This is a genomic window from Burkholderia sp. JPY481 (assembly GCF_038900515.1).
Lineage (GTDB): Bacteria > Pseudomonadota > Gammaproteobacteria > Burkholderiales > Burkholderiaceae > Paraburkholderia > Paraburkholderia youngii.
Window position 1 is genome coordinate 220,049 of record NZ_JAYMRT010000006.1, and the last position, 22,713, is coordinate 242,761.

General features: G+C 67.3%; 14 protein-coding genes. 2 read left to right on the forward strand and 12 right to left on the reverse strand.

From position 1 onward, the window contains the following. Positions 1-26: 26 nt before the first annotated feature. Entirely contained in the window at positions 27-2,255 is a 2,229-nt protein-coding gene (locus VSR82_RS17380; protein WP_498857953.1) for a SulP family inorganic anion transporter, read from the reverse strand. A 249-nt stretch (positions 2,256-2,504) separates the two neighbouring features. Here VSR82_RS17380 and VSR82_RS17385 point away from each other — a divergent pair, with 249 nt between their 5' ends. Next, complete coding sequence (locus tag VSR82_RS17385) at positions 2,505-5,798, forward strand: adenylate/guanylate cyclase domain-containing protein (RefSeq protein ID WP_429462511.1); 3,294 nt, start codon at positions 2,505-2,507, stop codon at positions 5,796-5,798. A 20-nt stretch (positions 5,799-5,818) separates the two neighbouring features. Here the strand turns inward: VSR82_RS17385 and VSR82_RS17390 are convergent, their stop codons facing one another. Further along, on the reverse strand, positions 5,819-6,175 hold the full coding sequence (locus VSR82_RS17390; protein WP_429462509.1) for a hypothetical protein: 357 nt from the start codon (positions 6,173-6,175) through the stop codon (positions 5,819-5,821). Positions 6,176-6,406: 231 nt separating this feature from the next. On the opposite strand from VSR82_RS17390, the gene VSR82_RS17395 reads away from it, so the two are divergent. After that, positions 6,407-7,294, forward strand: coding sequence for a class I SAM-dependent methyltransferase (locus VSR82_RS17395; protein WP_368583843.1), 888 nt, complete (start codon positions 6,407-6,409; stop codon positions 7,292-7,294). Here VSR82_RS17395 and VSR82_RS17400 read toward each other — a convergent pair. The 10 genes from VSR82_RS17400 to VSR82_RS17445 are packed head-to-tail and all read right to left on the reverse strand — an operon-like array spanning position 7,231 to position 22,708. Beyond that, positions 7,231-8,784, reverse strand: coding sequence for an efflux transporter outer membrane subunit (locus VSR82_RS17400; RefSeq protein WP_429462507.1), 1,554 nt, complete (start codon positions 8,782-8,784; stop codon positions 7,231-7,233). The genes VSR82_RS17395 and VSR82_RS17400 overlap by 64 nt on opposite strands. 2 nt (positions 8,785-8,786) lie before the next feature. Next, positions 8,787-12,032, reverse strand: coding sequence for an efflux RND transporter permease subunit (locus VSR82_RS17405; RefSeq protein ID WP_498857954.1), 3,246 nt, complete (start codon positions 12,030-12,032; stop codon positions 8,787-8,789). Then, positions 12,029-13,135, reverse strand: a complete 1,107-nt coding sequence (locus VSR82_RS17410; RefSeq protein ID WP_429463619.1) for an efflux RND transporter periplasmic adaptor subunit — start codon at positions 13,133-13,135, stop codon at positions 12,029-12,031. Before VSR82_RS17410 ends, VSR82_RS17405 begins: the two co-directional genes overlap by 4 nt. Positions 13,136-13,137: 2 nt before the next feature. Next, positions 13,138-14,808 (reverse strand): fatty acyl-AMP ligase, encoded by a 1,671-nt coding sequence (locus tag VSR82_RS17415; RefSeq protein ID WP_429462503.1) that lies wholly within the window; start codon positions 14,806-14,808, stop codon positions 13,138-13,140. A gap of 16 nt (positions 14,809-14,824) precedes the next feature. Further along, the gene (locus VSR82_RS17420) at positions 14,825-15,829 is read right to left on the reverse strand and encodes a fatty acid desaturase (protein ID WP_429462501.1); all 1,005 of its coding nucleotides are present in this window, start codon (positions 15,827-15,829) and stop codon (positions 14,825-14,827) included. A gap of 53 nt (positions 15,830-15,882) precedes the next feature. Further along, positions 15,883-18,660 carry a phosphoenolpyruvate synthase gene (locus tag VSR82_RS17425; protein WP_498857955.1) on the reverse strand — a complete coding sequence of 926 codons (2,778 nt, stop codon included), beginning with the start codon at positions 18,658-18,660 and terminating at the stop codon, positions 15,883-15,885. 15 nt (positions 18,661-18,675) lie between these two features. Beyond that, on the reverse strand, positions 18,676-20,337 hold the full coding sequence (locus VSR82_RS17430) for a nucleotidyltransferase domain-containing protein (protein ID WP_498857956.1): 1,662 nt from the start codon (positions 20,335-20,337) through the stop codon (positions 18,676-18,678). Between the two features lie 18 nt (positions 20,338-20,355). After that, positions 20,356-21,438: an SDR family oxidoreductase gene (locus VSR82_RS17435; protein WP_429462495.1), complete on the reverse strand. Its 1,083-nt coding sequence runs from the start codon at positions 21,436-21,438 to the stop codon at positions 20,356-20,358. Positions 21,439-21,464: 26 nt separating this feature from the next. Continuing rightward, positions 21,465-22,382: a hypothetical protein gene (locus VSR82_RS17440; protein WP_368583835.1), complete on the reverse strand. Its 918-nt coding sequence runs from the start codon at positions 22,380-22,382 to the stop codon at positions 21,465-21,467. Next, the gene (locus tag VSR82_RS17445; RefSeq protein ID WP_368583834.1) at positions 22,379-22,708 is read right to left on the reverse strand and encodes an acyl carrier protein; all 330 of its coding nucleotides are present in this window, start codon (positions 22,706-22,708) and stop codon (positions 22,379-22,381) included. The genes VSR82_RS17440 and VSR82_RS17445 overlap by 4 nt, the downstream gene beginning before the upstream one ends. Positions 22,709-22,713: the final 5 nt, after the last annotated feature.

The window sequence follows — 22,713 nt, forward strand, 5'->3', positions numbered from 1 at the left end:
CGATGCGCCGGTTCTGCATCCATCAGTTACAAAGCCGCGCGTAGCGCCTCATCGGCAACGGCAAGGCGTAACGCAATCGTCTTCACGAAAAACCGGTGCAACTGTTGCGCGGTTGCCGGATCGTGCTGTTCGAGTTCGAGCAGCCGGGAGATCGACAGTCGGTACACGCGCGTCGGCGCCTCGGCAATCACGTCCGCGCTGCGCTGCTGCTGCGTGTACACCGCCATTTCCCCCACGACCGTGCCAGGGCCGAACGAGCGCAGACGCGCGGAACGGCCATCGGCGAGGGGCAGCGAGACCGCGACACGTCCTTGCGCGATGAAATACAGCGCATCGCCCGGCTCGCGATGACGAAACAGTGCCTGGCCCGAAAGCAGATCACGCACCTCCAGACACGCGATCAAGCCGTTCAACGCGCTGGCCGTGAAATGCGGCTCCAACATCGCCCGCAGATCGCCGCCATGCGCGAGCGCGAGCGAGTTCGACGCTAGCAGCTTGTCTTCGATCCACTCGAGACCCGCATCGAGCGTATCGAATTGATGGATCTTCAGATTGAGCGTGCCGGTCTTCTCGAGCAGATCGCGTGAGCGCGGCGGCAGCGCGGTCAATACGAGGTCCGCGTTTTTTGCCGCGCAGAATTGCCTCAGCTTGACGAAGCTGATTGATACGGACGCATCCATGCCATGGGTCGCCGCAAAGTCGAGCACGACGAAGCGGATCGGCATCTGGTTGTTCCCACCGAAGCGTTCCCGCAGGCGCTGCAGAATCGAATTGGCCGTGCCGAAAAAGAGGAACCCTTGCAGGCACATTCCGCATACCTGGGCGCCGATTGCACGCAACGCCTGGGTGTCTTCGATGCTGCGCTCCACATTCGAGGACCGCGCGCGCAGGTCGAACTCCATGCGTATGCAGCCGACCCGGCCGTAGAGCAGCGTGAACATCACACACGCCGCAACGACGCCCACGACCACGCCGACGATCACGCCATACGCCGCGATGGTGCCGAGAATCACGGGCACGAGCAGATACTCATACCAGTCGAGCCTGGTCCAGGCGCCCGCGAGCCAATGCACGAGCAGACGCAGCCCCATGAACAGTTGAAGACCGACCAGCACTGGCACCGGAAACAGCGCCACGATGTCGGGCGAGGTGGCGAGCACGACCACGCACGCAAGCGACGCGAACACGCCCGCTACCCGGCTCGTCGCGCCCACCCGCGCATTGAGCATCGAGCGATTGAAAGACTGGTAGCCGACCATGCCGCCCAGCAGTCCGCTCGCGAGATTGGCGAGGCCGGCGGCGCGCATCTCGCGATTGAGGTCGACGTCCTCTCCGGTAGCGGTGCCGATCGCCGTCGAATTCATCAGGATCGTCACGGCCGACACCGATGTCACCACCAGGCTTTCGGGAAGATGCGCGCCGACCGCCGACCAGTCGATGGCGCCCTGTCCGAGCCTCGCGGCCAGGTGCAACTCCGGCAGCCCGGCAAGTTGCAGCTTGACGCGCGGCAGCAGCAGACCCATGCCGCGCGCGTCATCGATCGAAATTCCGGCAACCTGTAGCAGAACGTAGAAAAGCACGACACCGAAGGCCAGTATGAGCGGCAGCGCGGCAATGTGCTGCCACGTGCGCATCAGCACCGTGGCGAGCACGCCGACGACGAGCGCGGGAATCCATGTGATCCAGTGAAGGTGCGCGAGCAACGCGAGCGTGTGCCACTCCAGCGGCTGGCCCGTCAGCACGCGGAACGCCCCGGCGAGCAGCAGGTAGCCCGTGCCGGCGAGGAACCCGCCGAGCACCGGATAGGGCAGGAACTGCAGCGAGCGGCTGCGCCTGGACGAGCCGATCGCATAGAGCACGATGCCCGTCATCACCGAACAAAGCGCGATGGCGATCAGCACCGTGAGGATCTGCGTCTGCGGTGAGCCGCCGTCCGCGCGCACGCTGCTGGCCACACCCGCCGCCACGCCCGCGAGAAAGGCCGCCGCATTGCTGTCGGGTCCGCCGATGTTGATGCGCATCGAACTCGTCAGTGCGATCACCAGCGCCGTGACGACGCAGCTCACGAGCGCGGTAGGCACGCCTAGCATCGCGTAGCGCGCAAGATCGGCGCTAAAGATCATCGTGCCGAGGCTCATCGCATAGCACAGCATGACGAGCGTCGAAACGGCGCCCGCCGCCACGTCGCCTGGCAGGCCCGCCAAACGCGAGCGCAGCGGGACGTCGGAGACGGAAACGGTCTTGCCCGGCTTCACGTGGATTCCCGATCGAATGCGAGGGCGCCGCGAGGCGCGCCAGCCAGTATCCTGCGCGGCTCGAACGGCTGTCAAACGCGATGCAGCGTGCTGATCGGACACCTACACTGATTATTCATCGGCCTCGTAGCTGGCGCACTCCACGGGAGTGCAATGCACCTCAGGGCCGTTCACGCCGGCGGCCGGCACGCGCGCTATTCATCAGAGCTTTTGCCCGCGGGGCCACGCATCGGAGGCAGGGCGACGAACATGGATATCGAGAAATGGCTGCGGGGCCTCGGGCTCGAGCAGTACGTCCACGCGTTCGCGGCAAACGACATCGACATGTCGCTGCTCGGGCAGCTGACCGACGCGGACCTGAAAGAGCTTGGCGTACAGTCGCTCGGCCACCGCAAGCGGATTCTGGCCGCGGCGACGGCATCGCCAACGATAGCGGCGCCGCTATCGCCTCAGTCTGCCGCCGACAACGAAGTGCCCGCGGACGAGCGCAGGCAGGTCACGATTCTGTTCGCCGATCTGTGCGGATACACGATGCTGTCGCGCTCGCTCGATCCCGAAGACTTGCGCGCGCTGATCGGACGCTACACGGCGCTGGTCGACGGGATCGTGCTCGCCTATGGCGGCACGATCGACAAGCACATCGGCGACGCGGTGATGGCGCTGTTCGGCGCACCGCGCTCGCACGAGACGGACACGCTGCGCGCCGCGCGTGCCGCACTCGACATTCACGACGGCGTGGCGCGGCTCGCCACGCAGACCGGGCGGGCATTGCAGGCGCACATCGGCATTGCGAGCGGCGAGGTCATCGCAGGCGCGCTGGGCCGAGCCGACGCGCAGGACTACACCGTGCATGGCGATCCGGTCAACCTCGCCGCCCGGCTGGTGGCTGCCGCGCCAGCGGGCGAAACCTGGTTATCCGACGACGCAGCGCGCACGCTCGGCGACGTCGCCAGTTGCGAAGCGATCGGCGAGCGCCGCTTCAAGGGCATTGACACGCCGGTGCGGCCATGGCGCCTCGTCGCGCTCGGCAGCGAGCCGGTCAGGACGAGCCACAGCCATTTCGTCGGACGCGAAGCCGAGCTCGAACAGTTCCACGGCATCCTGCATGCGTGCATGGCAAAGCGCGCGGGGCACGTCGTGCATGTGCGAGGCGAAGCCGGGATCGGCAAGACGCGGCTCGTCGACGAGATGCGCCGCCATGCGCAGGCCCAGGGTTTCACGCTGCATCGAAGCCTCGTGCTCGATTTCGGCGTCGGCAAGGGCCAGGACCCGGTGCGAACCATCGTCGGCAGCCTGCTCGGTTTGCCGGCCGGTGCATCGAGCGAGGCGCGGCAGGCCGCTGCCGCGCAGGTCGCGGCGCAAGGCATCGTCAAGGCCGAGCAGACCGTGTTTCTGCACGACTTCCTCGACCTTCCGCCGAGCGCCGAATGGCAAACCATCTACGAGGCCATGGACCACGGCGCGCGCAAGCGCGGCAAGCAGGCGCTCGCCACGAAGCTGACCGAGGACGCTTGCGCGCACGCGGCGACGCTCATCGTCGTCGAAGACCTGCATTGGGCCGACGCCGAAGTCGTCGGCTACCTGTCGGCGTTCGCGTCCGGCATTGCCAACGGCACGGGCCTGCTGGTGACGACTTCGCGCGTGGAAGGCGATCCGATCGATGCAGGCTGGCGCGCACGTTGCCGCGACACTCCGTTCGCCACGATCGATCTCGGACCGCTGCGCAAGGACGAGGCGCTGAGCCTGGCGGGCAATTTCATCGATGCGACGCAGCGCGTCGCGCTCGCCTGCATCGAGCGCGCGGGCGGCAATCCGCTGTTTCTCGAACAACTGCTGCGCAACGCTGAAGAAGGCAGCGGCAGCAACGTGCCAGCGTCGATCCGCAGTCTGGTACTCGCGCGGATGGACCGGCTCGCGCCCCGCGACCGCCTGGCGTTCCAGGCGGCCGCGGTGATCGGCCAGCGTTTCGGCCTGGCGCTGCTGCGGGAACTGGTCGACGATCCCGGCTATGTCTGCGCCGGCCTGCTCGTCAATGCACTGGTGCTGCCGGAAGGCGAGGACTTCCTGTTCGCGCACGCGTTGATCCAGGAAAGCGCCTATTCGACCTTATTGCGCGCGCGCCGCCGCGAACTTCATCTGCGCGCGGCCGAATGGTTCGCACAGAGCGATGCCACGTTGCACGCCCAGCATCTCGACCGCGCCGAAGACCCGCATGCGCCGCACGCCTACCTGGGCGCGGCGGTGGCCGAGCGCGCCGCTCATCGTTTCGAAGCCGCGCTGCGGCTGGCCGAGCGGGGCATCGAGATCGCGCAGTCGGACGCGGACCGCCATGCACTGAGCTGCTGCAAGGGCGAACTTCAGCGCGACCTCGGCGACATAGCGGGATCGATCGCGACCTACCGCGCCGCACTCGCCGCCGCCACCGACGACACCGCCCGATGCGACTGCCAGCTCGGGCTCGCGGAAGGTCTGCGGGTCAGCGAGGGTCTCGACGAAGCACTCGGCCTGCTCGCGCAAGCGCAACGGATCGCGGAGCGGGACAACCGGCTGGCCGAGCTGGCAAGCCTCCATTATTTGCGCGGCAACATTCTGTTTCCGCTCGGCAAGATCGACGCCTGCTGCGCCGAACACGAGCGCGGTCTCGCCTATGCGCGCCGCCTCGATCTGCCCGAGGCAGAGGCTCGCGCGCTCGGCGGCCTGGCGGACGCGGCGTATGCGCAGGGACGTATGCGCACCGCGTTCCATCATTTCAGCGAATGCGTGGCGATGAGCCGTGAACACGGCTTCGGCCGCATCGAGGTCGCCAATCTGTCGATGCAGGGCTTCAGCCGCATCTATCTGAACGACGCGGGTCCGGCACGCGAGGACGCCATTGCCGCCGCCCACACCGCCGAGCTGATCGGGCAGCCTCGCGCGCAACTGCTGGGGGAGACGCTGGGGGTATTCGCGTGCCAGGAATTGGGCGACGTGCAGGCGGCCAGCAAGCATCTGGCGCAGGAGCTGCGCGTGATCCGGCAACTGGGTGCGCGCCGCTTCGAAGCGCAGAACCTGGAGATGCAGGGGCGCCTGTTACTGGACCAGGGATGCCGCAGTGAAGCGGTAATGGCGCTGCGCGAAGCACTGGCCATCTCACGCGAAGTGGGCAGTCAGTTTTCCGGGCCAAAGACCTTGAGCGCACTGAGCCGCGCGGTTGACGACAAGGACGAGCGGACGCGGCTACTGGCTGAAGGCGAGGCGCTGTTGCGCCTTGGCGCGGTCGGCCACAATCACCTGTGGTTTTACCGCGACGCCATCGAAGCGATGCTGGAGGCGGGCGATCCTGCCGGCACGCTGCACTACGTGGACGCACTCGAGGCCTACACGCAGCGCGAACCGTTGCCGTGGTCCGAGCTATTCGCGGCGCGTGGCCGTGCGCTTGCGCTCGCGCTTCAGGCGCCGCTCACCGACGCCGCACGGCATGAACTGCTGCGGCTGCTTGAGGCGCTACAGCAGGCCGGCTTTCGCAACTACGTGAGCGCGGTCGAAGCGGTCCTTGCGGCCTGACGCACGCGCGGAGCCGATCGTCAGCGTGGCGCGGAATCGTCGCGAGGCGGGTCCTTGTGGACCACCTCCATGTCGATGGTGCGGCCATCGTCGTCGGGCGTGTCCGTGTGAACGACCTCCATGTCGACGGTGCGGCCGTCGTCGCCATACGCGGCCGCCTGCCGGCGCAACTTGCGCATCTTCCACCACAGATAGCCGACCACGACCGTGCCGACCGCGAACAGCACGGCGAACAGCACGATCGATAGCATCGCGGCCACCACGAACAGGATCGCGCTCAAGGCGACGGTCAGCAACCGGCCGAACCAGCCCGAGCCACCGATCCGGATCCCTTTCTCATATGTCACCCGCCGCGGCGGCGGTCTGTCGTTTTGCATCGTTCATCTCCCGGCCGCCGTCCGGCGGCTGATGCGGGTAAGTCCTAATCCGTTGTCATTATGCGGGATGTGAACCGCGAGCGTCGCCCGCGCGGGGCGGCTCAGCGTATAGTCGACTCATACCGTTGAAGAAGGCCGCGCGTTTGCTCGTTTAACTTCGGTAGTAAGTTGCCGCTCGCCAGGACTGACCGAGCGGCGTGGTTTTCAGTTACCCCGGTTGCCCGCGTGATCATGCGACGCCTGCATCTGCTCGAAATCGAAGACCAGCCGTGGTGCCCACGCGCCCTCCGTGACGGCGGGACGGATTGGCTGCATTTTCTGGCCAATTCCCACAAGGGCTTCAACGTGATCGCGGGCAAGCTGCGCGCGGCGATGCGCCGGGTCGGCAGCGACCGGATCGTCGATCTGTGCTCGGGCGGCGGCGGGCCGTGGCAGACGCTTGCACCGTTGCTCGCGCTGTCCGGCCGCGTGATGGTGCAGTTGACGGACTTCTATCCCAATCGCGCGGCATACGAGCGGATCTCGGCCGGGGCGACCAACTGTGTCACCTATGTGAGCGAACCGGTGGACGCGATGAACGTGCCATCGAGATTCGACGGCGTGCGCACGATGTTCAACTCGTTCCACCATTTTCGGCCGGACGATGCGCGCGCGATCCTCGCCGACGCTGTGACGAAACGCCGCGCGATCGTCGTCGTCGAGGGTGCGGATCACCGGCTGCTCGGTATCGTGTTCATCCTGGTGATGCCGCTGATGATGCTCGCGCTGACTCCGCTGATCCGACCGTTTCGCTGGTCGCGGCTAGCGCTCACCTATGTGCTGCCGGCGATCCCGCTGCTGTGTCTGTTCGACGGCATCGTGTCGATGCTGCGCATCTACAACCCCGACGAAATGCGTGAGATGGTCGCGAGTATCCCCGATCAGCAGAGCTTCGAGTGGGACATCGGCACGCTGCCGGTGCAGGGCTCGCCGCTCGGTCTGACTTATCTTGTCGGCGTTCCGCGGCAACCCGCAGGCTTGAACGCAAGCGCGCGCCGTCGGGAGCGGCGCGCGGATCACTTGCCGGCCAGATGCTCGGGTGTCTGGGTGTTGCCCGGCGGCAACTCGCCCATCGCCTGAAACAGCGTCGCCGTATCGGCCAGGCGCCGGCCGACCAGGCGGATTTCTTCCAGCCTCGCTGCTTCGTACTGCTGCTCGCCGCCGCGAGCGGATGCAGCGGGCAGCGCGCCGAGCCGGTGACGCGACGTGGCATCGTCGAACGTCTCGCGTGCGTCGCGGGCGGCGCCGCTCGCGGCTTCGAGCGCCTGCGCGTCGTGTTCGAGCGACGCGAGCGTGTCGGCGACGTTCTCGAACGCGGCCAGCACGGTCTGCTTGTACTCGAACACGGCGGCTTCGTAGGTGTCGATGGCCGCGCGCCGCTGCGCGACGAGCGCGCCGCCATGAAACAGCGCTTGCGACATCGTCGTGGCGATGCTCCAGATCGCGCCGGCGCCCGACAGCGCGAGCGGCCAACTGAACCCGCCTTGTCCCATCGAGGCGTTCAGCGTCAGGCTCGGAAAGAGCTGTGCCGTGGCGACGCCGACATCGGCCGCGGCGGCTTTCAGCGCCGCCTCGGCGGCCGCGATATCGGGCCGTGAGCGCAACAGGTCCGATGGCAGCACGACGGGCACGTCCCGCGGCAAATGCAGGCTCGCCAGATCGGGCTCGGGCGGCGCCGCGTCGGGCGTGCGGCCGAGCAGCACCGCAAGCGCGTGCCGGGTCACGGTCAACCGTTGCCGCAGATCGGCCACGCTGACCTGGAGCGCGGCGATGCTTTGCCGCGCAGTGGACACGTCGCCGCGCGTCAGCGATCCGAGTTGGTAATGCCGTTCGGTATCGTGAGCCTGATCGCCCGCCAGCACGATCAGGCGCTCGGTCGCATCGATTTCGGCCCGCAGCATCGCCGCCTCGATCGTCGCCGTGACGATGTTGGTGGCCAGCGCGCGGCGCGCGGCTTCGCGTTGATACGCGTCGATGTCGACCCGCGCGGAGCGCGCCGCGTTGGCCTTGCGCACCGCGCCGAACAGGTCGAACGTGTATTGCGCCTGGACTACGCCGATGAACTCGTTGTAAAGCAGCGTATTCGGCGCGCCAGGAACCGGAATGCCGAGATCGCGTCCGCGCGAGGCCTGCGCGACCAGGTCGACCGACGGCAGCAGCGTGGCGCCGATCTGCGCGCGCAGTTGTTCGTGCGCGGCGGCCAGGTGCTTGTCGGCGGCGGCGAGCGTCGGGCTGTTGCGCAGGCCTTCTTCGACGAGATCATTCAACGCCGTCGATCCGAACAGGCGCCACCATTGCGGTACCGGCTGCGCGGCGGGGGTGAAGCGCTGCGCGACACCGAGCGCCTCGACCGTTTGCGCGGGCTGCGGCTCGACGCCGTAATGGGCGGGCGAGGGCATCGCCGGCGGCTCGCCGCTCGGACCGAACGAGCATGCGCCAAGCGCGATCGCAGCGGCCGCGCCGAACGCCGCGCGCCAGCCATGGCTCGCTACGGCCCGCGCTCGGCGCGGCGCGCCAGTGAAATGCGGCGCGCTCGCCGGCCCGTCGACGGAGTTGCAGTCTGTGCGCACGATCAGCTCCACGTGTATTCGATCGTCGGAGACGCGGTTCGCACACCGCGTTCGAAGTGCCGCACCTTGAACGCGGTCGCGTAGAGCGCGGGAACGAAGAACAGCGTCAGCACGGTCGCGCCCGTGATGCCGCCCATCAGTGCGGTCGCCATCGGCCCGAAGAAGGCCGATTGCAGCAGCGGGATCAGCGCGAGCACGGCGGCTGCGGCGGTCAGCATGATCGGGCGGAAGCGCCGGACCGCGGCGCCCACGATCGCGTCGAAGCGCCCCTGGCCCGCGGCGATATTGCGTTCGATCTGATCGACGAGAATCACCGAATTGCGCATGATGATTCCGGACATCGCAATGACGCCGAGCATCGCGACGAAGCCGAACGGCTTGCCGAACAGCAGCAGTGCGGCGACCACGCCAATCAGCCCGAGCGGCGCGGTGAGCACGACCATCAGCACGCGCGCGAAGCTGCGCAGTTGAATCATCAGCAGCGTGAGCACCACGACGAGCATCAGCGGCAACTGCGCGATCACCGACGCCTGCGCCTTGCCGCTGATCTCGCCCGCGCCGCCGGTCTCGATCCGGTAGCCGATCGGCAACGACGCGCGTAGCGGCGCAAGCGTCCGATCGATCGCCTGGGTCACGTCGAGGTCCAGCGCGTTGCCGCGCACGTCGGCCTGGACCGTGATCGTCGGTTGACGGTCGCGGTCCCAGATCACCCCGTATTCGAGCTCGTTGTGCAGATGCGCGAGCGTGCCGAGCGGAACCGGGCCGTTCGGCGTCGGCATCGCGAGGTTCACGATCTCGGCGGGATCGACCCGCTCACGCTGCGGCGCGCGCAGCTCGACGCTGATCAACCGGTCGCGCACCCGGTACTGCGTGAACGTATAGCCCGACAGCGTCATCGCGAGGAAGCTCGCCACGTCTTCCGACGTGACACCGAGCTCGCGCGCCTTCTGCTGGTCGATCTCGAAGCGCACCGAGCGTTCGCCGGGTTCGTCCCAGTCGAAATGCACACCCGTCGTGCGGGCATCGGCCTTCATGGTTGCCGCGACTTTTTCCGCGATTTCCCGCACGGTGGCGAGGTCGTTTCCGCTGACGCGAAACTGCACCGGATAGCCGACCGAGGGGCCCGTCTGCAGCGGCGAAACGCGCGCACGCACGGCGGGAAAGCTGTTTTGCAGCGTGCTCGCGAGCCAGCGTTCGAGCTTCGCGCGCTCGTCGACGGACCTGGCGGTGATCACGAGCTGCGCGAAGTTCGGCTGCTGCATCTGGACGTCGAGCGGCAGATAGAAGCGCGGCGCGCCCGCGCCGACGAAATCGACCAGATGATCGATCTCGGGCCGGCCCGCTAGCGTCTTTTCGAGGTGCGCGGCTTCGCGCAGCGTCGCTTCGAACGACGCGCCTTCGGGCAGCCGCAGGTCGACGAGCAGTTCGGGCCGCTCGGAGCTCGGGAAGAACTGTTGCGGCACGAGCGCGAAGCCGGCCAGCGCGACGACGAACAGCGCAGCCGTGACGCCAATCACGACGAGGCGGCGCTTCACGCACCACGCGATGCAGTCGCGCAAGCGGTCATGAAAGCGGGTGGCGCGCGGCGCCGCCAGCGGGGCGCGGCGCGTCTGCGCGTCGTCGCGCCGGCGCAGCTTGCGAAGCGCGCGCCGGGGCGGCGTCTCGCGCGCGCTGTCCTTGCGTTCGGGCAGCAGGTGATAGCCGAGCAACGGAATCAGCACGACCGCCGCGAACCACGAAGCAACCAGCGCAATCGCGGACACCTGAAAGATCGAGCGCGTGTATTCGCCGGTGGCCGATTTCGCCAGCGCGATCGGCAGGAATCCCGCCACCGTGACCAGGGTTCCCGTCAGCATCGGAAACGCGGTGCTGCTGTAGGCGAACGCCGCGGCCCTCGCGCGGCCCCAACCCTGTTCGAGCTTCACGGCCATCATCTCGACCGCGATGATCGCATCGTCGACGAGCAGCCCCAGTGCGAGGACCAGCGTGCCGAGCGAGATCTTGTGCAGGCCGATGTCGAACCCGTTCATGCATAGCGCAGTGACCGCGAGCACGACCGGGATCGAGATCGCCACCACCACGCCGGCGCGCCAGCCCAGTGAGATGAGGCTCACGGCCAGCACGATCACGATCGCTTCGGCGGCGGCGCGCAGAAAGCCGTTGACCGAATGCGAGACCGCGTGCGGCATGCTCGACACCTGGACGAGTTCGAGCCCCGCGGGCAGACGCGCGCGCAATTCGGCCGTCTTCGCGTCGAGCAGCTTGCCGAGCTGAATCACATCGCCGCCAGTCTGCATCGTGATGCCGATGGCGAGCACCGGGCGGCCGTTGGTGCGAACCTGCGAGACCGGCGGATCGTCGTAACCGCGCTTGATCGTCGCAATGTCGCCGAGACGAACGAGGCGGTGATTGATGTCGATCAGCGTGTCGCTCATCGCCTTCAGGTCGGTGAACTGGCCGCTCGGACGCACGAACACGCGGTCGAACGCGGTTGTGAGCGTGCCGCTCGGCGTAACCGCGTTTTGCGCGTTGATCGCTCGCGCGAGCTGTTGCGGCGTGATGCTGAGGCGCGTCAATTGCGCGTTGGCAATCTCGATCGTGATGTGCTCGTCGGGGTCGCCGAAATAATCGACTTTCGCGACACCCGGCACACGCAGCAGCACGCCGCGCAGTTCGTCCGCATAGTCGTGCAATTGGGCCGGCGAGAAGCCGTCGCCGGCGAGCGTATAGATGTTCGTGTAGACGTCGCCGAATTCGTCGTCGAAGTACGGTCCTCGCACGCCGGGCGGCAGCGTATCCGCGATGTCGCCGATTTTCTTGCGCACCTCGTACCACGTGTCGCGCACCTCGCGCACCGGCGCGGAGTCTTTCATCGTGAAGACGATCAGCGATTCGCCGGGACGCGAGTAGCTGCGCAGATAGTCGAGATGCGGCGTCTCCTGCAGCTTGCGGCCGATCCGGTCGGTCACCTGCTCCTCGACCTGGCGCGCGGTCGCGCCGGGCCAGAAGGTGCGGATCACCATCGCGCGGAACGTGAACGGCGGGTCCTCGGATTGGCCGAGCCGGGAATAGGCGAGCACGCCGAACAGCGTCGCGAGCACGACGGCGAAGAAGACGAGCGCCTGGTTGCGGATCGCCCACGCGGACAGATTGAAGCGGCCGGAATCGTCCGGTGCTGGGCGTCGCGGTCCGCCCGGTTCACCCGGTCCGCCCGCTCCGTCGGGGCCCTGGCCGAACAGCGCTCTCATGATGCGAAGTCCTCGGGATGCAACGGCGCGACCGCGCGCACGGTTTCGCCGGCGCTGACGGTATGCACGCCTTGCAGCACGACGCGCTCGCCGTCGGTGAGGCCTCGCGCGACCGAGATCGTGCGGTCGTCATAGCGGCCCACCTGGACCCGGCGCAGTTCCAGCGCCTCGTCGCCGGGGCGCACGACCCAGACGGCCGGCGCGTTGCCGTCGTGAAAGAGCGCGCTGGCGGGCAGCGTGATCGGGTCGTCCGCTTGCGCCTCGCCGGACGCGTCGGCGAAGGTGATGGTGGCCGTCATGCCGAGGCGGACCTCGGGGCCTGGCGCATCGAGCGTCAGCTTCGCGCGATAGGTGCGGCTGCCGGGGTCTGCTGCCGGCGACAGCTCCCGGACGTGCGCGGTGAAGCGTCGGTCCGTGACGGCCGGCAGCGACACGCTGGCCGCGCTGCCGACCGCGAGCGCGTTCAGCAGGCTCTCGGGCACGTCGCAGAGGATATCGACCTCGCCGGACCACGCGAGGTGGTAGACCGGCTGTCCCGCCGCGACGTTCTGCCCGGTATCGGCGTCTTCGGCGGTGACGACGCCGGCATGGTCCGCGGTGAGGACCGTGTATTGCGTCTGATTCTTCAGCAGCGCGAACTGCTGTACCGCCTGATCGCGCTGCGCGGCGGCGGCCACATACGCATCCTGGGTCTGTTCGAGCTGCGCCGTCGAGATCAGCTGTTCCTGCGCCTGCGCCCGGTCGCGGTCGAGTTGCTGCTCGGCGAAGGTGAGCCGATGCTGCGCCGCCATCAATTGGGCCTGCGCGCTCGCGAGGCTGCGCTGCGCGTCGTCGGCATCGAGCCGCGCGAGCACCTGACCGGCCGTGACCGTATCGCCGAGCCGCACCTTCCGCTCGATCAGCTTGCCGGCGATGCGAAACGACAGCGGCGTCGCATAGCGTGCGTTGACTTCGCCCGGCAGCGTCGCGAGCACGGGCTTGCTGTCCCGATGCACGACCACCGCGATGACCGGGCGCGGCAGCGTCACCTCGGCTTCTTTCGCGTGACAGGCGGCGAGCGCGAGTGCGCCCGACACCGTCAGCATGATCTCGCGCCAGCGCATGCTCACGAGTGTTCCTCCAACTCGCCGGCTTCGAACTGGGCCTTGGTCCGGCGGCGCTGCACCTTGCCGCTCGAAGTCCGCGGCAAGCTGCCCGCCTGCACGATCGCGACGTGGCCGACCTGCAGGCCCGCGCATTCGGCGACCTTCTGCGCGATCGCCCGGCGCAGCGCCGTGGCCTCGGCGGGCTTGCCCTCGGCGCAGACGACCAGCGTCTCGTCGCCGTCGCGCATCACGCTGAACGCGATGACGCCGCGGCTTTGCACGCTCGGCAACTCGGCCACCGCCCATTCGATGTCCTGCGGATAGAGGTTCGAGCCGTGAATCACGATCAGGTCCTTGCTGCGGCCGCAGATATAGAGCTGATCGCCGGCGACGTAGCCGAGATCGCCGGTCTGCAGCCAGCCGTCGCGGTACGCGCCGGCGCTCGCGTCGGCCAGCCCGTAATAGCCCACGGTGATGCTGGGCCCGCGCGTGACGATCTCGCCGACGCAGCGTTCGGGCAACGCACGCCCGGATTCATCGACGATCCGAAGCTCATGTCCGGGAAAGCAATGGCCGCAGCCGACCAGTTCGATCGTGCGCAAGCCGGTATCACGCGCGGCCGGTATCGCCCGACCGAGCCCCAGCGGGGCCGCATAGACGACGTCGGTGACGATCGGCTGGCCGTGGTCGTGAAACGTGATCGCGAGCGTTGCTTCGGCCATCCCGTAGCACGGCAGCAGCGCTTCAGCGCGAAAACCGGCCGGCTCGAAGCGCGCGGAGAACTGGCGTAGCGCTTGCGCATTGATCGGCTCGGCGCCGCAGCCGGCCACGCGCAGCCGACTCAGGTCCAGGCCTTCGAGGTCCTGGTCGCGGGTGCGGCGCGCGGCGAGCGCATACGCGAAGTTCGGCGCGAAGCTGATCGTGCCGCGGTACTTCGTGATCGCCTCCATCCACAGGCCGGGCCGGCGCACGAATGCTTCGGTTGAGAGCAGCACGCTCGGCAAGTCGCAGATCAGCGCGCCGAGTACGCTGATGAGTCCCATGTCGTGGTGCAGCGGCAGCCAGCTGACATAGACGTCCTGCTCGTGCAGATCGATGCCGCGCGGTCCGAGGAACGCTGTCGCATTCGCGATCAGATTGCGATGCGTGACCATCACGCCTTTCGGCAGCGACGTGCTGCCCGACGTGTATTGCAGAAAGCACAGATCATCGGGATGCAGCGTGGGCAAATCGCACGCGGGCGGCTCGCTCTCGAGCAGCGCTTCGACGGTCACGATGCGTTCGAGGCCGGTGTCGGCGGCCAGCACGTCCTCGATGGTCTCGCGTGTCGAGTTCGACGTGAGTAGCATCCGCGCGCCTGCCGAGCGCACGATGTGACTGACGGTTTCGGCGTAACGTTCGCGGGTTCTGAAGTTCAGGCTTCCGCGCGGAAAGATCGGGACCGGCACCAGACCGGCGAACGATGCGCCGAGAAAGCTCAGGATGAACGCTTCCGGGTCGAGGATCACGAGTGCGATACGGTCGCCCTTGTTCAGGCCCAGTGCGACGAGCTTTTGCGCACGCTTGCGTGCCTCGCGCTCGAGCGCGTCGTACGGATAGTAGTGCTCGTCGCCGTGCGAGGAGACAAAGCGAAGGCCTCGTGCGTCGCCGCGCGGCAGCGCTGAAACGGCATCGACTAGCGTCAGGTTCATGGTGACGGCTCCCCGCTTACTTGGTCGAGATTCCGTGATCGAGCGAAGCAGCGGGCGACCAGTCGCGGATGGGCTGCAGACGGCGACGCAAGAGCGCGATCACCTCGTCGTCGCTGCGCGCCGGCGCCCCCGGCAAGCGCACGAAATGCCTGGCGAGCTTGCGGTGCTGGCGCGTGACGAGCAGCAGCCAGATCTGCGCGATGTCGATGCGATCGAACACGACCGCGTCCTCCTGACCGTACTTCTCCAGGTTCGCGGCGAACTCCTTCGTGAGCTCGCTGAAGTGCGTGCCTTTGCGGACGTGGTGGTAGATGTGATAACCGGCGTTGAAGACGCGCGCATTGAAACGCGAGTCGATCGTATTGGTGCTGTTCCTGTACGGGTTGTCCGGATGATCGGGGTCGATGAACGCGTGCTGGACCCAGTTGCCGATCATCATCATCAGCCGCACGAACACGAACGGAAACACGAACACGACGAGCGTCGCCCGCAGGTTCCAGTACGCGGCCGCGCCAATCGCTGCGTAGAACGCGATCTCACCGACGAGCAGTTGCCGGATCAGCCTCGTATTGCGCGAGCGCCACAGATAGACGCTGAGCTCGACCGGCACCAGCGCGGCGAAGCGCAGGTAGTAGTGCAGAAAGCCGATGACGCTATCGCGCTGAAAGCGCATCGTCGAGCTCAGGTCGCGTGGCAGGTTGTCGTCGATGTGATGCATGCCCATGTGATGGACATAGAACGTGCCCGGCGTCTGGCCGAAGAACGGGCACAGCACCCAGTCGAGCAGGATTTCGAGCGCACGGTACTTCTTCCTGAAGAGCCGCCGATGCAGCGTGCAGTGGTAGCTCATCGTGAAGCGGTCGCCGAACATGTTCCAGACGATCACATAGGCCACGCCCGCCCACCAGGGGAAGTGGCCGAGCCAATACAGCACGGCCGCGGCGGGGATGAATATCAGCGCGCACTCGATGTAGAGCCACAGATGCGGCAGGTCGCGACGATCGTTGAGCAGGCGGTACATGGCAGTTTCCTTCAGAGGCGGTTGCATGGTCAGTCAGGGGGTGGGGATTCGTTTCAGGTCGGCTCGGGCAGTTCGATCACGCCGCTATGGCCATCGACCTTGAGCTGCATGCCTGACTGCACGCGCGTGGTGAGGCCGGGAATCTGCACGACGGTCGGGATGCCGATTTCGCGTGCGACGATCGCGGCATGGGTCAGCGGACTGCCGCGCTCGATCAGCAGGCCGGTCGCCGACGCGAATACCGGGACCCAGCCGGGGTCGGTCCGATAGGTGACGAGGATGCCGCCGTCGAATTCGTTCGCTTCGCGCACGACCTTCGCGCATCCTTCGGCGAAGCCCGGCGAGCAGGGTGTGCCGCGCAGGGTGGCGCCGGCCGCATGGGCAGGCGCCGCGTGCAGCGCCGCGAGGTTCGCCGGCTTGCTGAGCCACGCAGCAACCGGCCCATGCGTGACGAAGCGTGGCGGCAGGTCGTCCATCGCGCGATAGCTCGCGTCGTCGCGCTTGCGCTGCTCGATGAGCGGGCGCAGTTCGCGGTGGGACACGGTGCCTTCGAAGCAGCCGCGGATTTCGTCGAGGCGCAGATGGAAGATGTCGCGGCCTGTGGCCAGCACGCCGTCGGCGGCGAGACCCTCGCCGATCGCGCGGAACATCCGGCGTGCGACGCCGAACGCGCGCGAACGGCAAAAGCGCACGGTCTCACGCGCCCGAATCGCGGCGCGCACGCGGCCGCGTGCGCGGGCAAAAATCCAGCGCTGCAGCGGATTAAGCCGCTCACGCACCAACGCGTCGATGCGCGCTTCGGTGGCGCTGCGATCTATCGTCGCGGCGCCATGCGCGAGCGACGCCTTCAACATATCGAACAGCACGCCAGGGTCTTCGCGCAGATCGGGTTCTTCGAGCTTCAGCTCGTTGTTGCTGCGGTACGCGAAGTCGGCGAGGTAGCGCTCGATGTCGGCGACGACCTCAGGCGCGCCGCATTCGCGCAGCGCCGCATACGCTTCGCTTGACGGGGTATTGCGGATCAGCGCTTCGACCCGAGGCTTTGACCGCACGGCTTCGGCCAGCGCGGCCAGCCTGCGAACCGGCTCGATCGACTCGATGTCGTCCATGCCGCCGATCACCGCCACTTCGAGCCAGTCGGGCGCATCGGGAATCCACCGCTTGATCAGGCGCCGGAGCACACCGTAACTGAGACCGATCGCCGATTCGAGCACGATCATCATGCCCCAGCGTGCCAGTAGCGCCTGCTCGAAGCGGCAGTAGTGCGCATAGACGGCGTCGGCGGGAAGCGAACGATAGTCGGGCGCGTTGAACTCGTCGTAGACCGGATAGAAGAACGCGCGGAAGCGCTTGACGTTGCGCTCGAGACGCGCGAAGTGCCATGCGAACTTCGCGCCGCTCACGGCGCGGATGCAGGCGAGCCCAGCGCGCGAGCCAGCCTTGTACGGTTTGATCAGCTCGGCGAAGCTCGCCAGATCGAGCGGCTCGTCGACGCCCATCTGGACTTCCATCATCTTGCGGCCGAGGTCCTGGAACGGCGCGAGCCCGGAAAGCTTGTACCAGTGCAGCAGGTTGTAGTACACGCGCCCGTTCAGGAACGCGAGCGTCGAGCCGAGGAAGCCGTCCATCTCGCGCCGCTGCTTGTGCGGAATCGCGAGCAGCCGGCAGAACTCGCGGAACACCTGCGCATAGACGTGCTGCGCGAAGGTGAAGGTTAGCTGCGTGGTCACGCCGGGATAGTTCTCGACGATGTTGGAGTTGTCCCACAGCTGGAATTCGCCGGTCCGCGATGGGGCCGGTGCGACCGGCGTGGTCACCGGGCGCGCCTGCAGAATCCACAACTGATGTTCCGCGATACACCATTCGATATCGAGCGGCTCGCCGAACCTGTTTTCGAGCGTGCGGGCCGCCGCCACGACGCGCTCGATCTCGTCGTTCGAGAGAGCTGCTGCATCGCGCAGCGCGGCCGGCACCTCGCGGATGTGGCGGCCGTCATGACGCTCGCGTTTTTCACCGATCACCACCTGCTTGTGCTGTCCGGTCTGGCGGTCCACGGTGATCGTGTCGGCGTCGACGGCGCCCGACACGAGTCCTTCGCCGAGCCCGTAGACGGCGCTCAGCACCAGCTCATCTCGGTTGCCGTTGGCCGGGTTGATCGTGAACACGACGCCGCTCGTGTCCGCCTGAACGAGGCGCTGCAGGATCACGGCCATGCCGGCGCCGGCCATGTCGAGTCCGTGTTGATGCCGGTAGCGCAGAGAGCGCTCGGAATACGCGGAGGCCCAGCACCGGCGCACGTGTTCGAGCGTCGAGTCGAGCCCGCGTACATCGAGGAAGGTGTCGAACTGGCCTGCGAACGAGAAGCTCGCGCTGTCTTCTTCGACACCGGACGAACGCACCGCGAGCGGTCCGTCTCCGATCGTGCCGTGCGCGCGTGCGATGTCGGCGCGCAACGCGGCGCTGATGTCGCACGTCAGCACGGCCTCGCGGATCTTGCTCGCGATCGCGGCGGCGTTCGCGGGCGTGAAGTCGCTGAGCAGCGCTGCGATGGTTTGATCGAGGCCGCCGTCGCGGCGGAACTCCGCAAAGCAGTCGGTGCCGAGGATCGCCCAGCGCGGCACCGCTACACCGAGATTCGCCAGCCGATGGAGCGATCGTCCCTTGTTGCCGGCGAGCCGCTCGATGGTTTCGGCGGGACTTGCCGCGGTGAGGATCACGCGTGGCGATGCTGTTGAGTCGGCGCTGCTGCTTGCGTCGACGGTCTCGTGCGGTGCGTAGCTTCCGCCCGCTTCGAATTCGCCGCGTGCGCGTGCAATGGTGTCGAAATTCATTGAGGTCCCCGTTGCTCAGGTGCTCGACGAAGCGAGCAGATCTCTTGCTTCCTCGGCGGTACCGCGCCCGCCGTGAGCGGTCTGCGGAAAACGCGCGTGCAGATGCGCGCCGAGGTTGATCCAGTCGTAGGCGGCGTGGATCGTGCCGCGCCAGCCCGACGCCGTATCGAAGCTCGCCGGAAATTGCGGGTCGCCGCCGAGGTTGCGCAGACGCTGCGCGAGCACATCGGCCAGCGCGACGTAACGCTCGGCATCGGTTGCCGATCCGATCGAGCACTGTTCGAGTTCGCGGATGCCGTCGATCAGCGCGGTATCGAGAGGCAGCAGCCGGATCGCGTCGAGCGTCGCTTCTTCCATCGTCGACTGCGGCGTCACGCCGTGCGCGCCGAGCGTGACCATGCAGGCGGTCTGCATCATCCGTTGCAGCGCGTACTCGAGCACCTTCCATTGGCCGCGCTGCAGTGCGCCCTGGGCGTCCTCGCGCGCATTCTCGAGGCCGATGTTGGCCCAGACCATCTCGAGGCCCGCTTCGGCGAAGCGCCCGGCGGGCATTGGCAGCAACTGGGCACCGCTCGCGCGGCCGGCCGCGAGGCGCGCGCCGTCGATCGAGATCAGCGGCGCACGGGACACCGGCGTCGAGGTCGCCTGCTCTCGCGCGTGGATTTCTCCGCTGCCCTTCCAGCGCAGGCTGACGAGACCCAGCCGGCTGAACTCGGCGATCAGCGCGCGCTGCCGGCTCGCCGCCTGCGCGTCGCCACGGCTCGCGATCGCCGTGCATGGGGTGTCGAATGTGATCGCACGCCACGCCTGGGCGGCTTCGTCGTCGAGGGCGAAGACGTCGCTGCCTCGCAGCACATGGACCCGTTCGCCGATCTGCCAGGTCGTCGCGTCCTTGCCCGGGCCGATCAGCACGTTCTCCGCCGCGAGGCTCACACCGTTGACGCCGAACTCTCGGAGGAGCGCAACCCCGGCCGCGAGGAACGCGCTGTCGGCGCCATGCTCGCGCGGCGCGTGGAGCAGGTTCCACAGACGGCCGGCGAGGCCGGCGTCGACAGCCGCGCGTTCGAGCTGCAGCGACAGCCATTTCGGGCTCATGTAGCACTCGCCGACGCGCGCCACATGACTCTTCGCCGCATGAAACGCGGCGGTCCTGATCCACGCGCGGGCGTAGTCGGGCTCGCCGAGCGCGAACATCGCGACCGCATAACGGCCGGTATGGCGCGCGAAATCCTCGAACCACAGCGCCACCGCCTCGCAGAGCGCGTCGCGGCCAAGCTCCGCTTGCAGCGTTTCGATCAACTCGGGGTTGTCGATCGGCAGCGCGCCGATGAAGCGCTGGCACCGTTCGAGCAGATTCCACGACAGCCGCGCGACCGCGCGACGGCCTTTGCCGAGTGCTGCGCGAACCTGCGCGAGTTCGCGGCGCAGGCGCGCCGGACTCAGCAACCTGACTTCGATGCGGCGGCCGTCGATGAACAGGATGTACGGCATCGTGGCCGGCTCCAGCCCGCTATCGACGATCGCGACGAAGTCGACATCGGAGCGCTCGTTGCCAAAGCCTTCGGCGATCGAGCCTTCGAGAAAGACGGCGCACGGTGCCCGCTGTTCGAACTGGGCGCTCAACGCGTTGCGCGCTTTTTGCCAGAGCTCGGCGAGCATCGGATCGGTCATCAACATGGTTAGGCTCCCTGAGCGTCAAGTCGTACGCGGCACGAAGTAGCCCGCCGCGATCCCATAACGGAAGATCCTGCGCAGCAGCGTTTTGCCGGTCGCGCGAGGCAGGGCCGGCAGGATCGCGGCGGTCGCGTCGCGGGCGAAACGCACCTGACGCGTCAGGTACGACTCGTACAGCTTCACGACCTCGTCGTAGTAGCGCCGCTCGAGCGGTTTCATCGCGGCGGCGTCGAACACATGCCGCGGCACATAGCGAGGCACGTGAAACGACGGAAACTCCGCGCAGACGTCGTTGATTTCGCGCAGCGTGGTCGGCGCGCCCGAAGTCAGATGCAGCGTGCGTCCGCGCACCAGCGGGAAATTCACCAGCGCCTCGACGACGCAGTCGGCGACCCAGTCGATCGGCACGATGTTCAGCGTCGCGCCGTAGTCGCCGGGCATCGTGCGCACGAGCCCGGCGGCCGTCAGGCGCACGACCGTGTAGAGCGTGTCGAACTTGCGGATCACGCCGGTCGCCGAGTCGCCGACGATGATCGACGGGCGCAGCACGGCGGCCGGCAGACCGTTGCGCATCGCCGCCCGCACCGACTGCTCCGCGCGGTACTTGCTCTGCTCATACGGATTGCCCAGACGCTGACCGAGGTCGAGATCGTCCTCGCTGAACACGCCGGGGCGCTCGCCGCAGACATAGGCGGTGCTCACGTAGAGCAGCGGAATCGGCGCGTCGTCGCGAGGCTGCGCGAACTCGACGATGCGTTCGGTGCCGCGAAAGTTGATCGCCTCGTAGACTTCGGGCTTGCGACCGAAGCTGGTTAGCGCGGCACAGTGGACGATCGCGCCCGTCGTCGCGCGCAGTGCCTCGTAGGTGCGTGGATCGAGCCCAAGCTGGGGTTCGGCGACGTCGCCCCGCACACATGCGAAGCTCCCGGCTGCAGGCGGGTGGCCGTCGTACGTGGTGGCCGCGAGCGGCGTGCCGTCGTTGCGGACGACCGGTCCTTCGGAGCGCAGGAATGCGACGACCGGGTAGCCCATCGCCGTGAGCCGGGCGATCACTTCGGCGCCCAACAGACCTCGCGCACCGGTGACGAGAACGTGCTTATCCATCGTGGGTGACCATCCAGGGTTGGGTGTCATTTGAGGAGAATCTCGGCCAGCAGTCCGAGCTCGACGGCGACGATGAAGCGCGTGCCCGCCCAGCGTGGCCGAGCCGGCCTGCTCGCAGGGCCCGGCCAACTCGCGTTGAGCCAGACGAGCCATGCGAGTGGCAGCGTTGCGGCATAGATCGAATAGGTTTGCGACAGGCCTGCGAGGCGCGACAGCGCCACGTTGATGCCGAGCGCGAGAATCAGCAGGAGATTCAGCGCGACGCGGATTCCGTGCACCGACAGGTGATAGGGCTGCAGCGCAGTGGTGCCGACCTTGCGCGAGAACTTCCAGAATTCGTAGCCGCTCCACATCAAGCCCGTTACGCACGTCACGACGTAGAAGCTCAATTCGCGCCCAGCCATGTCGCGCCACAAGAAATAGCCGTACATGAAGATCACGAAGGGCGCCCCCTCGAAAGCGGGAAAGCAGAGCAGCGGGCGGCTCGGGAGCAGCCGCTTGAATACGAACGGCGCGGCGAAGGCGAGAGCGGTGGCGGCAGTTGCGGCCGTTCTCGCGTGCGCCATGCCGGTGTTCAGCGCAACGAGCAGCAGCGCGCTTGTCGCGAGGCTGGCGACGAGACGTGTGCGTCGTGCCTCGCGGCCCGCCAACAGCACGTGCCCGGCGGGATAGTCGCGTTCGAGATCGTCGAGATCGTCGATGAAGCGAAGCTGGACGAACAGCAGGAAAAAGGACGCGAGGCCGGTGAGCACACGCCAGCCCGGTTCAACGGCGACGCCGGCGATCCGTCCGTAGAGCAGCAGCGAGCAGACGAAAGCGCCGGCGATCGGCAGCGCCTCGGCGGCCAGCGGCAAGCGGCCGAGCGTGTTGCCGACAGCAACTGCCGCGGCCGCAAGCCGGCCACGTCTTGCATGCGAGGTGGCCAGCGAAAGGCGCGAGCTCATGTACGCATCCCCTCGTTGGCGTCCAGGCGGACGGGGGCGTGCCGGATGCACAGGTCCACGAGCGAGCCGACCGTGAAGTACGTTTCCGCGTGTTCTTCGTTCAACGCTTCTAGCGGCAGGCGCTCGATGCCGAACGCCTGCTCGACTGCGACCACCGCTTCGACGAGCGATAGCGAGTCGAGACCGAGATCGGCGATCAGCGAACTCTCGAGGTGAATCTCGGCGTCGAAGTCGCGCTGATGCTCGCGGCAGACGCGCAGTAACTGCGTGCGTACGATGCCGAATACGGTGTTGCGCATCGACGCATTTTTCGGTGTGCTGGCCATGCTGG